The sequence below is a fragment of the Marinobacter sp. EhC06 genome (genome assembly GCF_001650915.1).
Taxonomy (GTDB): Bacteria; Pseudomonadota; Gammaproteobacteria; order Pseudomonadales; family Oleiphilaceae; genus Marinobacter.
Genome location: NZ_LXYO01000012.1, coordinates 273,410 through 285,877, shown reverse-complemented (window position 1 = coordinate 285,877; position 12,468 = coordinate 273,410). Strand labels below are relative to the sequence as shown.

Sequence of the window (12,468 nt, the reverse complement as noted above, 5' to 3'; positions counted from 1 at the left end):
TTGTCAGGTGAGGGGATTCAGCGCGCGAGCATGCCCATGTGGCGCTACCAGCCACCGGAGGCACCGCCGCCGCCAAAGCCGCCTCCGCCGCCACCAAAGCCGCCACCGCCGAAGCCTCCGCCCCGGCCGCCCATGGCGCCACCCAGCAATGCTGCCCCTAACAGCGCAGCACCTCCGCGGCCACCACGGCCACCGCGGCTGCCGATAAAGAACACCACCGCCATCATGATGATGAAGAACAGCGCGACCATACCGGCTTTGGGCTTCTCCTGCAGTGCAACGGGTTGCTGACTCTGCGGAGCTGCCATGGGCTCGCCGCCGAGTACCTGGATCATGGCGGCGGCGCCGTTAACGATACCGGCCTGAAAATCCCCCTGACGGAACGCCGGGGTAATAATGCGATTGATGATGACCGAGGAGTCGGCATCAGTAAGCCGGCCTTCAAGACCATAGCCCACCTCGATGCGGATTTTGCGTTCTTCCTCCGCCACGATCAGCAGCGCGCCGTTGTCCTCGCCCTTCTGGCCGATACCCCAGTGCCGGCCCAGCTGGTAGCCGAAATCCTCAATCGGATAACCTTGCAAGTTCGGCAGGGTAACCACCACTACCTGTTCGGTGCTTGCCTGTTCATGGGCCTGGAGCATCTGGCTCAGGCGCGATTCCACCTCGGGAGACAGCATCTCCGCCCGGTCTACCACCCGGCCAGTCAGTTCGGGAAATTCCGGCGTGGACTGAGCCCAGACGGTAGCTGGCAGCAACACCAGCAATGCCAGTAACAGACTCTTGTTGAGCTGGACAACCATCAGAATTCCACCGCGGGTGCTTCATCCGCGTTTTCTGTGGTGGCTTCGAAGTTGGCGCGGGGCTCGAGATCGCTGTACAGCAGGCTGTGCCAGATCTTGCCCGGGAAGGTTCGCAGTTCGGTGTTGTACCGCTCCACCGCTTGGATGAAGTCCCGCCGCGCGACGGCAATACGGTTTTCTGTGCCCTCAAGCTGGGACTGAAGCGCCAGGAAGTTCTGATTCGATTTCAGGTCCGGGTAGCGTTCTGAAACCGCCATCAGTCGGCTCAGGGCACTGCTGAGCTCACCCTGGGCCTGCTGGAACTGCTTGAGCTTCTCGGGATTGTTGAGAATGCTCTCGTCTACCTGGATTGATGTCGCTTTCGAGCGCGCCTCAATCACCGCAGTGAGAGTTTCCTGCTCCTGCGCGGCGAAACCCTTTACGGTTTCCACAAGATTGGGAATCAGGTCTGCCCGGCGCTGGTACTGGTTTTCCACCTGAGCCCAGGCTGCGGTCACTCGCTCATCGTAGGTGGGGATGTTATTGATCCCACAGCCGCTAAGAAAAAGAACCAACGCCATCAGCGAGGTCAGCCGCCAGAAGTTCCGTTGTTGAAACGGAGTGTGGAGGGTTCCGGTCATAATCTTTCCCTGATGTGGTTGCATAAAGAAGGGCGTCCGCCCGGCCAGCGGGCGAAGGCAAGCGTTCAAGTCCCAATATTGGGACAAACCCCTTGTTTTCAAGGCGAAAACGCTATCGATCGGCTGTAACCTTGGCAGCGAATACCCGCCGTCGCGAACACAATGGATGAAAGCGTCAGACTCCTCAAGCCACTTCTCGATGTTGCGAATCAGGCTGTCTACCTCCCGGCGGATACTCACCAGCCAAGTCGCTAGCGAACAGATCGCCTGGTCGCTCAGATCGTGCTTGAGATAAAACGCCTGATCCTCCTGATGCTCCGCGTTCTGCTTTCTAAGGCTCTTCCAGGTCGAATATCATGCCTTCATATGTGCCCGATACTCCCCCTGTCGCTCCAGCATCCAGCCCGGATACTCCGCCGGCAGGCGGCTGACTTCATCCAGGGCCGCCAGTTCGTCAGTTGAGAACCGGATCTGTGCCGCCAGGAGATTGTCCCGCAACTGGTCTATCCGCTTGGCTCCGACAATAACGCTGGTCACGGCGTCCTGGTGCAACAGCCAGGCAAGCGCAATCTGAGCCACGCTGACGGGCTGGCCATCGACCTTCTTGCCGGTGGCAATCTCCCGCATCACGGCGATGACAGCACTGCCGCGCTCCCGAGAGTGGTGTTTGAGGGGGATTGCCCGCCCGGTCATCCCTACTCGCCGCGCGCAGCCTCCGCCTCACGGATCGCGGGGCAGTAGTCCATCGGGCGGAGTTCGATGCCCCAGCCCAGCTCCTCGCCCATACGCGCTGCCGGATGCAGTGAGGCGAGCTTCACCGCTGCGTCGAAGTCCGGCGCTTCGATGATCACCACGCCGCCAACGACCTCTTTGGTTTCCGTGAACGGCCCGTCGGTGACTAACAGTTGGCCGTCCTTGAGACGCATAGACTTCGATTCCCAGCTCAGGCTGCCGCCCCAGGTGACCTCGCCCGCCGCCTGCATCTCGGCGTCGAAGCCCTTGCACTTCTCCCCAATCTCGGCCAGCTCTTCTTTGCTCATCTGGTTGAACTTTTCTTCGTTTCCGTAGGCCAACAGCATATATTTCATGGCGTTTCTCCCGATCGCTGTTTCATTAAAACCTTTGACAGGCTCATCGGGTAGTCGGTTGGGCACTGCGGTTTTCGACAATCGTGCGGTTTTTTTGCGGCAAGGAAGCTTAAATGCCGTACCCCCGCTCCGTGATTCCACTTTCTCTGGGAGCCCATACGCGGACTACACAAAGCACAAACCCCGACATAAGCCGGGGTCTGTAGTTGGAGGGAGTGAAAGGGCGGGAGCCTTACTTCTTCAACCCCATCTCCTCGATTGAAATCTCCCGCATCTTGAACTTCTGGATCTTCCCGGTGACGGTCATCGGGAATTCATCCACGAACTTGTAGTTCTTCGGGATCTTGAAGTGAGCGATCTTGCCCTTGCAGAAGGCCTGCAGGTCCTCGGCCGTTACCGGCGCCGCGTCGGGAGCCAGCTTCACCCAGGCAATCAGCTCTTCGCCGTATTTGTCATCGGGAATGCCGGTTACCTGTACTTCTTCGATGGCCGGGTGGGTGTAGAGGAACTCTTCGATTTCTTTCGGGTAGATGTTCTCACCACCGCGGATGACCATGTCCTTGATGCGGCCAACGATCTGGATGTAGCCCTCTTCGTCCATGGTGGCCAGGTCACCGGTGTGCATCCAGCCAGCATCGTCGATGGCTTCGCGGGTTTTCTCTTCGTTGTTCCAATACTTCAGCATCACGCTGTAGCCACGGGTGCAAAGTTCACCGATCTCCCCGCGCGGAACCACGTTGCCGGTGCCTGGATCGACAATCTTGGTTTCCAGGTGCGGCTGGGTGCGGCCCACGGTGGTCACCTGCTTCTCGAACGGGTCCAGTGAGCTGGTCTGGGTGGAAACCGGGCTGGTTTCGGTCATGCCGTAGGCAATCTGAACCTCTTTCATGTTCATCTTGCCGTTAACCTTCTTCATCACCTCGGCCGGGCAGATGGAGCCAGCCATGATGCCGGTGCGCAGGGTGGAGAGGTCGTAGGTCTCGAACTCCGGCTCGGCCAGTTCGGCGATGAACATAGTAGGCACGCCGTACAGGGCGGTGGCCTTCTCCTGGTGCACGGCCTGCAAGACGGACTTGGGCTCGAAACCTTCGCCGGGGTAGATCATGGTGGATCCGTGGGTGATGCAGCCCAGGTTGCCCATGACCATGCCGAAGCAGTGGTACAGGGGCACCGGAATCACCAGGCGGTCTTTTTCTGTCAGGAGCTGGCTCTCGCCCACAAAGTACCCGTTGTTGAGGATGTTGTGGTGGGTGAGGGTGGCGCCTTTCGGGTTACCGGTGGTGCCGGAGGTGAACTGGATGTTGATGGGATCATCGAACTGCAGTTCGCCCTGGCGCTTGTTCAGATCGTCTTCAGAAATGTCGCTGGCAAAGCCGAGGAATTCCTTCCAGGTCCACATGCCGTCGTGTTTGTCTTCATGCACGTTGATCACGGCACGCAGCTCGGGTACGTGGTCGGCCTTGAGCTTGCCGGGGGTGCTGCGCTTCAGCTCCGGAGCCAGCTCGTAGATCATCTCGCGGTAGTTTGAGGCTTTGAAGGTGTCTGCCGTTACCAGGGTGGTGATGCCGGCCAGGTTCAGGGCGTATTGCAGTTCGTGCACGCCGTAGGCCGGGTTGATGTTCACCAGGATGGCGCCGACTTTGGCGGTGGCAAACTGGGTAACGGTCCACTCGTACCGGTTGGGCGACCAGATGCCGACGCGATCGCCGCGTTTCACGCCAATGGCCATGAAGGCTCGGGCGGCTTCGTCGACCTTTTCAACAAATTCTTTGTAGGTCCAGCGAATGTCCTGGTGCAGGCACACGAGGGCTTCGTTGTCCGGGTACTTCTCGGCGGTGCGGTCTAGCATTTCGCCGATGGTCATGCCCAGCAGGGGCTTTTCCGCGGTTCCGCTTGTATAACTTGGTAGAGTCTTGCTCATATCTCTGCCTCCATTGTTTTTGTATTCGAGGGCGAGCAGGGTGGTTTACCTGCTAGCGACTCTGACTGTGATATTCGGGGTTGGGTTGCATATCGCTGGCAATCGCCACGCGGTTGGACATGTTGTAGAAACCGATCAGGTTGCTGAGATCCCAGATGCCGCGGTCGCTGAGACCGGCATCCCGCAGGGCCTGGATGTGGTCTTCGGTGACGGTGGCCGGTGAGCGGGTAAGGTGGGATGCAAAATCCAGCATGGCCCGCTGGCGCTTGTCGAGCTTGGCGCTGCGGTAGTTCATCACCATATGCTCACCCAGCTGGGGATCGCCGCTCAGGACCCGCACGGCGGCGCCGTGAGCAACCAGGCAGTAGAAGCATTTGTTCTCGGAGGAGACCACCACGGCGACCATTTCCCGCTCCAGTTTGGAGAGTTCACCCTCGCCAAGCATCAGCTCGTTGTACAGGCGGGTGAAACCTTCCAGTTGTTTGAGGTTCTGGCTGTAGGCGGTGAGTACGTTCGGGATCATGCCCAGCTTTTCCTGGCAGATCTGGAAGTACTTCTGGGTGTCCTCTGGCATCTCGCTGATCTCCGGGATGGGGAGATCCAGGGCGACTACGTTTTTCTTGCTCATTCTTGGCTCCTAGCCTTCTTGTTCGGTGCTTTGGCGGGCGGGAACAGCTTCCCAGGACACGCTGTAAATACGTCCCTGTAAGCTTGACTGCAGCATCCATGCTGCAGACAGTCCTGGGAAGCTGTTCCCGCCCGCCAATTTGATCATTGGCAGTTGCCGCCTAGTGCCTGGCCGACTTTGGAACCGTTGTGGCGGTTCAGCTGGCCACAGATCCAGTCGCCTGTGGCGACAAGCTTTTCAAGATCGACGCCGGTTTTGATGCCAAGGCCGTTAAGCAGGTATAGCACGTCTTCGGTGGCTACGTTGCCCGAGGCACCCTTGGCGTAGGGGCAGCCGCCGAGGCCGGCGACGGAGGCATCGATGACGCTGACGCCTTCTTCCAGTACCGCATACAGGTTGGCCAGTGCCTGGCCGTAGGTGTCGTGGAAGTGCGCAGCCAGTTTATCCATGGGCACGTGCGCAGCGACGGCTTCGAGCATGCGTTTGGCTTTGATCGGTGTGCCTACGCCAATGGTGTCGCCCAGGGAGATTTCGTGGCAGCCCATGTCGTACAGGGCTTTGGCCACGGTGGCCACCTGTTCCGGGGCGATGTCGCCTTCGTAGGGGCAACCCATCACGGTGGAGACGTAGCCGCGCACGGGCATGCCGTGTTTGCGGGCTTCTTCCACCACCGGGGCGAAGCGTTCGAGGCTTTCGGCGATGGTGCAGTTGATGTTCTTTTTGGTGAAGGATTCGGACGCGGCGCCGAACACGGCCACTTCGTCGGCCTTCGCTGCCAGTGCCCCTTCAAACCCTTTCAGGTTCGGGGTGAGGGCGGAGTAGCAAACGCCAGCCTTGCGGTTGATGCCGGCCATAACTTCGGCGGCGTCGCCCATTTGTGGCACCCATTTCGGGGACACGAAGCTGGCGGCCTCGATGTGGCTCAGGCCGCTGTCTGCCAGGCGATCGATCAGCCCGGTTTTGATGGCGGTGGCGATCACCGGGCCGGGCTCGTTCTGGAGTCCGTCCCGGGGGCTCATCTCAACCAGGCGAACCTGTTTGGGAAAGGCCATCAGCCTGCCTCCTCTTGTTTCGCTTCAGGGTCGTTCACCTCAATGGCAATTAGCTCAGCACCTTCGGAAACCTGGTCGCCCTCGGCGAAGAAGATCTCGGTGACCACGCCGTCGGCCGGGGCCTTGATGGCGTGTTCCATCTTCATGGCTTCCATGATTACCAGGCTCTGGCCAGCGGTGACCTTGTCGCCGACCTTGGCCTGCACGGCGACGATGGCGCCGTTCATGGGCGCGGCCAGGCTGCCGTCGCCGGCCATTTCCTCGAAGCCGTAGCTTTCCTTGTACACGTTGCAGTTGAAGGTATCGCCTTCGTAGAACAGCACCAGTTGGTCGTTGTGCAGGTTGCCGTGGATGCTGATGCGGTGGCCGTTGATGACCGCCTGCAGATAATCGTCGTCCAGGCGGGCGGTGAGGTTGTAGACGCTGTCGCCCACATACACCTGATAACGGTCATCGCGCTCCAGTACCTTGAGGTCGTGAATCTCTTCACCAACCTGCAGTTGCAGTGGCTGGGCGTATTCGGAGTTCATGCGCCAGCTGTTCTGGCGGCCGAACGGTGACCAGGGGTCGGTGCTTACGACTTCCCGGGATTTGCGCTGCTCCAGTACAAAACCGGCGGCCAGTACCAGGGCCTTGTGGGTATCCAGCTTGGATTTCGGGAACAGCAACTCCCGGTGATCCTCGATGAAACCGGTAGTCAGGTCTGCCTCCCGGAACGGCTGGGCGTCGGCCAGGGCGTGCAGGAACCGGATGTTGGTCTTCACGCCGGCAATGCGGTAATGCTCAAGGGCCTGGACCATGCGGTTGATGGCCTGGTCGCGGGTTTCGTCCCACACGATCAGCTTGGCGATCATGGGGTCGTAGTGGATGCTGATGTCGTCGCCTTCGGTCACACCGGTGTCGACCCGCACGTGGGCGCTTTCATCCGGAGTGCTCAGGTAGCGCAGGTTGCCGGTGGCCGGCAGGAAGTCCTGGTCCGGGTCCTCGGCGTAGATCCGCGCTTCCAGGGCGTGGCCCCGGGTTTTCACCTGGGACTGTTCCAGTGGCAGGGCATCACCCCAGGCCACTTTCAGCTGCCACTCCACCAGATCCTGGCCGGTAACCATCTCGGTCACCGGGTGCTCGACCTGCAGTCGGGTGTTCATCTCCATGAAGAAGAAGGAACCATCCACGTCGTACAGGAATTCAACGGTGCCGGCACCCACATAGTTGATGGCCTGGGCGGCGCGCACGGCGGCCTCACCCATGGCCTTGCGGGTGTCTTCGCTCAGGCCGGGGGCCGGGGCTTCTTCCAGGACTTTCTGGTGGCGGCGCTGCACGGAGCAGTCACGCTCGGCCAGGTACACGCCCTTGCCATCCTTGTCGCAGAACACCTGAATCTCCACGTGCCGTGGCTGGGTCAGGTAGCGTTCGATCAGCATGTCCGGGTTGCCGAAGGCGTTCTGGGCTTCGCGCTTGGCGGCCGCCAGGGCATCGTCGAACTCGCCCATGTTATTCACCACGCGCATGCCTTTGCCACCGCCGCCGGCAACAGCCTTGAGCAGCAAGGGGAAGCCGCATTTCTCGGCTTCGGCCCGCAGGGTTTCAACAGACTGGTCGTCGCCGTGGTAACCGGGCACCAGCGGCACGCCAGCCTTTTCCATGATGGCCTTGGCCGCGGACTTGGAGCCCATGGCAGCGATGGCCGAGGAGGGCGGGCCGATGAAGACAATGTTGTTGGCTTCACAGGATTCGGCAAACCCGGTGTTTTCCGAAAGGAAACCGTAACCCGGGTGGATGGCCTGGGCACCGCTCTTTTTGGCAATCTCGATGATCTTTTCGGCCCGCAGGTAGCTCTCGGAGCTGGGTGCGGGGCCGATGTGGAAGGCTTCGTCGGCCATGGCCACGTGCCGTGCATTGGCGTCGGCCTCTGAATAGACGGCGACAACGCGAATGCCCATGCGGTGGGCGGTTTGTATGATCCGGCAGGCGATTTCGCCCCGGTTGGCGATCAGTATCTTGCTGAACATTGTTATTCTTCCTCCGGAACCCAGTTGGCCTTGCGCTTGTTCAGGAAGGCGCTGAGCCCTTCCTGTCCTTCTTCACCCACCCGGATATCCGCTATGCGGTGTGCCGTGTCGTCAATCACGTCGTCGTTGATGGGCTTGTGGCTGACGGCGAATACCAGGTCCTTGGCGGCTTTCATGGCCTCGGGCCCGTTCATGGCCAGTTGCTGGAGCATTTCGTTGCAGCGGGCTTCCATGGCGTCGACATCGTCACAGACGATGTGTACAAGGCCGTATTCCTGAGCCTGCTTTGCGGTGAACACTTCGGCAGAGATGAAGTACCGCCGGGCCTGGCGCTCGCCAATAGCGCGCACCACGTAGGGGCTGATCACCGCCGGAATCAGGCCGAGCTTCACTTCGCTGAGGCAGAAGCTGGATTTTTCGGTGGCAATGACGATGTCGCAGCAGGCGGCAAGGCCCACCGCGCCGCCGAAGGCAGCGCCCTGTACCAGTCCGATCACCGGCTTGGCCAGATGGTTGAGTACGTTCATCAGCCGCGCCAGTTCCCGGGAATCGTCCAGGTTTTCCTGGCGGCTGTTCTCGGCCATACGGCGCATCCAGCCAAGGTCGGCCCCTGCGGAGAAGTGCTTGCCTTCGGAGCGCAGGATAACGACCTTCACGCTGTTGTCGGCATTCACTTCGGTGAGGGTGCTGATCAGCTGCTGGATGATCACGTCGTCGAAGGCGTTGCGCTTGTCGGGGCGGTTGAGAACCACCTCGGCAATGCCTTCGGACCGGTGTCTGAGCAGAACTGCGGATTCGTTGTCTGTCATGTCAGTCTCCCCGATTACATCCGGAACACGCCGAAGCGCGTTGGCTTGGCGGGTCGGTTAAGGGTGGCAGACAGGCTCAGGGCAACCACTTCACGGGTCTGGGCCGGGTCGATGACGCCGTCGTCCCAGAGACGCGCACTGGCGTAGTAGGGGTGGCCCTGGTGTTCGTAGGTGTCGATGATCGGCTGCTTGAATTCAGCCTCTTCCTCGGCGCTCCATTCCTGGCCCTTGCGTTCCATACCTTCGCGGCGAACGGTGGCCATAACGCCGGCGGCCTGCTCGCCGCCCATGACGGAGATACGGGCGTTTGGCCACATCCACAGGAAATCGGGGCTGTAGGCCCGGCCGCACATGCCGTAGTTGCCCGCCCCGAAAGACCCACCGATCAGTACGGTGATCTTCGGTACGTTGGCACAGGCCACGGCCATAACCATCTTGGCGCCGTGCTTGGCGATGCCTTCGGATTCGTATTTCTGGCCGACCATGAAGCCGGTGATGTTCTGCAGGAACAGCAGCGGAATGTTGCGCTGGCAGCAAAGCTCAACGAAGTGGGCGCCTTTCTGGGCGGCTTCGCTGAACAGGATGCCGTTGTTGGCGATGATGCCCACCGGGTAGCCGTGAATGTGGGCAAAGCCGGTCACCAGGGTCTGGCCGTAGTAGCGTTTGAATTCGTCAAACTCGGAACCGTCGACGGTGCGGGCGATGACGTCACGCACGTCGAACTGCTTGCGCAGGTCGGTGCCGACGATGCCGTAGATTTCTTCGGCGTCGTACAGCGGTGCCTTGGGCTTGCGGATTTCCACATCCGTCGGCTTGCGACGGTTCAGGTTGGAGACGCTGCGCCGGGCGATTTCCAGGGCGTGGGCGTCGTTCTCGGCGTAGTGGTCGGCAACACCGGAGATTTTACAGTGTACGTCGGCGCCACCGAGGTCTTCTGCGGTCACTACTTCACCGGTGGCGGCTTTTACCAGCGGCGGGCCAGCCAGGAAGATGGTGCCCTGGTTGCGGACGATGATGGATTCGTCCGCCATGGCGGGCACGTAGGCGCCACCGGCGGTGCACAGGCCCATAACGACGGCGATCTGGGGAATGTCGTCGGCGGACATGCGGGCCTGGTTATAGAAGATGCGGCCGAAGTGGTCGCGATCCGGGAAGACTTCGTCCTGGCGGGGCAGGTTGGCGCCGCCGGAGTCGACCAGGTAGATGCACGGCAGGCGGTTCTGCAGAGCGATTTCCTGGGCGCGCAGGTGTTTTTTCACGGTCAGCGGGTAGTAGCTGCCGCCTTTTACAGTGGCGTCGTTGGCGATGATCATGCATTCGGTGCCGGAGACGCGGCCCACGCCGGCGATGACGCCTGCAGCGGGGACTTCTTCATCGTAAACGTTGTAGGCGGCGAACTGGCCGATTTCCAGGAACGGGGAGCCGTCGTCCAGGAGGCGGTTGATGCGCTCTCTGGGGAGCAGCTTGCCACGGGCGATGTGGCGCTCCTGGTAGGAGGGGCCGCCGCCTTGCTGGATGGTTGAAACTTTGTCGCGCAGGTCGGCTACGGCCTGGGCCATGGATTCCTGGTTGGCCTGGAACTCTTCGGACCGCGGATTGATTTTGCTTTGGAGTATGGTCATTTTCCCTGCCTTCTTATTCGGGGGCATCCGGGCGTGACGGGTGTTCCTCCCGGGAAACGCTACGAGCACATCCATGTGCGCTTGACTGCGGCCATCCATGGCCGCAGACATTCCCGGGAGGAACACCCGCCACGCCCTCGGCGTACCGAGGGAGTTATCTTCCGTAAATCGATGTGATCAGCGGCTGTTTACTTGTTCAGGTACAGCTCACGGCCGATCAGCATCCGACGAATCTCGGATGTTCCGGCACCGATCTCATACAGCTTGGCGTCCCGCAGCAGGCGGCCTGTCGGGTATTCGTTGATGTAACCGTTACCGCCGAGCAGCTGGATGGCGTCCAGGGCGATTTTTGTGGCCATTTCGGCGGAGTAGAGGATCGCGCCGGCGGCGTCTTTACGGGTGGTTTCCGCGCCGCGGTCGGCGGACATGGCAACCATGTAGACGTAGGACTTGGCGGTGTTCATCCAGGTGTACATGTCGGCGACTTTGCCCTGGACCAGTTCGAATTCACCGATGGCCTGGCCGAACTGCTTGCGCTCGCGGATGTAAGGTACGACCACGTCCATTGCGGCTTGCATGATGCCCAACGGGCCGCCGGAGAGAACCAGGCGCTCGTAGTCGAGGCCGCTCATGAGGACTTTGGCGCCGTTGCCAACACCACCCAGGACGTTTTCCTTGGGTACTTTGCAGTCTTCGAACACCAGCTCACAGGTGTTGGAGCCGCGCATGCCGAGTTTGTCGAGTTTCTGGTGGCGGCTAAAGCCTGGGGCGTCGCGTTCTACGATGAAGGCGGTTACACCCTTGGAGCCGGCCTGGGTGTCGGTTTTGGCGTAGATAACGTAGGTGTTCGCATCCGGGCCGTTGGTGATCCACATTTTGTTGCCGTTGAGGACGTAGTGGTCACCGGCGTCTTTGGCGCTGAGTTTCATGGAGATGACGTCGGAGCCGGCGTTGGGCTCGGACATGGCCAGGGCGCCAACGTGCTCGCCGCTGACGAGTTTCGGTAGGTATTTCTGTTTCTGCTCTTCGGTGCCGTTGCGGTGAATCTGGTTCACACACAGGTTGGAGTGGGCACCGTAGGAGAGGCCAACGGAGGCGGAAGCACGGCTGATTTCTTCCATGGCGATGACGTGCGCCAGGTAGCCCATATCGGAGCCGCCGTATTCTTCGCTCACGGTGATACCCAGCAGGCCCATGTCGCCCATTTTCCGCCACAGATCCATGGGGAACTCGTTGTTGCGGTCAATTTCCTCGGCGCGCGGTGCGATTTCGGAAGCAGCAAAGCCGTTGATCTGCTCGCGGAGCATATCGAGGGTTTCGCCGAGGCCGAAGTTGAGCTCTGAGTACTGTGATTTCATCGTTGGCTACCTTTGATTTCTGTCATTCATTAGTTTTCAGCGGTCTGCCTGGCTTCTTCTTTTACCGGGGCCTGCTGTTTCTTTTTCTTCTGCAGCTCGGCCAGGGCTTCTCGGCACCGGGCTTCGGCTGTATCCATTTCCATCTCGGCCTGGGCAATGTCGTTTTTCTGCTGTTCCAGCTGAGCCCGTTTGTTCTCCAGGATGGTCAGCATCTTCAACAGCTGTTTTTCATTGCCACTGAGGGTTTCGTCCCACAGGTCGAACAGTTCTTTGGTTTCCGCCAGGGAGAATCCCATTCGCTTGCCGCGGAGAATAAGCTTCAGACGCACTCGATCCTTTGAACTGAAGATCCGTGTCTGCCCGCGCCGTGTGGGCCTGAGCAGCTCCTGGTCTTCGTAGAAACGAATGCTCCGGGTTGTCACGTCGAACTCTTTTGCGAGCTCACTGATGCTGTATGTCTTTTTAATGTCCATTGGGATTTCCTTTTTAGACTTAGGTTAGATAAAGTTTACGTAAACGTAAAGTAGTTTTAGGGTCCGATTTTTAACAAACAGAATC

The 12,468-nt window shown here is 60.1% G+C and carries 11 protein-coding genes and 2 pseudogenes; all 13 read right to left on the bottom strand.

What is annotated here, in order from left to right:
- Nucleotides 1-44: 44 nt before the first annotated feature.
- Nucleotides 45-803 carry a TPM domain-containing protein gene (locus A8B84_RS07655; protein WP_064227305.1) on the bottom strand — a complete coding sequence of 253 codons (759 nt, stop codon included), beginning with the start codon at nt 801-803 and terminating at the stop codon, nt 45-47.
- Nucleotides 803-1,363, bottom strand: a complete 561-nt coding sequence (locus A8B84_RS07650) for a LemA family protein (protein WP_227512657.1) — start codon at nt 1,361-1,363, stop codon at nt 803-805. The genes A8B84_RS07655 and A8B84_RS07650 overlap by 1 nt, the downstream gene beginning before the upstream one ends.
- Nucleotides 1,364-1,597: 234 nt before the next feature.
- Nucleotides 1,598-1,720, bottom strand: a pseudogene (locus tag A8B84_RS22150) (DUF2959 family protein); the annotation flags it as partial.
- Between the two features lie 57 nt (nt 1,721-1,777).
- Nucleotides 1,778-2,083, bottom strand: a pseudogene (locus A8B84_RS07645) (aldo/keto reductase); the annotation flags it as partial.
- Nucleotides 2,084-2,118: 35 nt separating this feature from the next.
- On the bottom strand, nt 2,119-2,511 hold the full coding sequence (locus A8B84_RS07640; RefSeq protein WP_064227308.1) for a YciI family protein: 393 nt from the start codon (nt 2,509-2,511) through the stop codon (nt 2,119-2,121).
- A 232-nt stretch (nt 2,512-2,743) separates the two neighbouring features.
- Nucleotides 2,744-4,432, bottom strand: a complete 1,689-nt coding sequence (locus tag A8B84_RS07635; RefSeq protein WP_082905112.1) for an AMP-binding protein — start codon at nt 4,430-4,432, stop codon at nt 2,744-2,746.
- A gap of 52 nt (nt 4,433-4,484) precedes the next feature.
- On the bottom strand, nt 4,485-5,060 hold the full coding sequence (locus A8B84_RS07630; protein ID WP_064227309.1) for a peroxidase-related enzyme: 576 nt from the start codon (nt 5,058-5,060) through the stop codon (nt 4,485-4,487).
- Nucleotides 5,061-5,203: 143 nt separating this feature from the next.
- A complete protein-coding gene (locus A8B84_RS07625; RefSeq protein WP_064227310.1) occupies nt 5,204-6,112 on the bottom strand; it encodes a hydroxymethylglutaryl-CoA lyase in 909 nt (302 codons plus the stop codon).
- Nucleotides 6,112-8,121: an acetyl/propionyl/methylcrotonyl-CoA carboxylase subunit alpha gene (locus A8B84_RS07620; protein ID WP_064227311.1), complete on the bottom strand. Its 2,010-nt coding sequence runs from the start codon at nt 8,119-8,121 to the stop codon at nt 6,112-6,114. The genes A8B84_RS07625 and A8B84_RS07620 overlap by 1 nt, the downstream gene beginning before the upstream one ends.
- 2 nt (nt 8,122-8,123) lie before the next feature.
- The gene (locus A8B84_RS07615) at nt 8,124-8,930 is read right to left on the bottom strand and encodes an enoyl-CoA hydratase-related protein (protein WP_064227312.1); all 807 of its coding nucleotides are present in this window, start codon (nt 8,928-8,930) and stop codon (nt 8,124-8,126) included.
- A 14-nt stretch (nt 8,931-8,944) separates the two neighbouring features.
- Nucleotides 8,945-10,552 (bottom strand): carboxyl transferase domain-containing protein, encoded by a 1,608-nt coding sequence (locus tag A8B84_RS07610; protein ID WP_064227313.1) that lies wholly within the window; start codon nt 10,550-10,552, stop codon nt 8,945-8,947.
- 188 nt (nt 10,553-10,740) lie between these two features.
- Complete coding sequence (locus A8B84_RS07605; RefSeq protein WP_064227314.1) at nt 10,741-11,910, bottom strand: isovaleryl-CoA dehydrogenase; 1,170 nt, start codon at nt 11,908-11,910, stop codon at nt 10,741-10,743.
- A 29-nt stretch (nt 11,911-11,939) separates the two neighbouring features.
- Entirely contained in the window at nt 11,940-12,383 is a 444-nt protein-coding gene (locus tag A8B84_RS07600; RefSeq protein ID WP_064227315.1) for a MerR family transcriptional regulator, read from the bottom strand.
- Nucleotides 12,384-12,468: the final 85 nt, after the last annotated feature.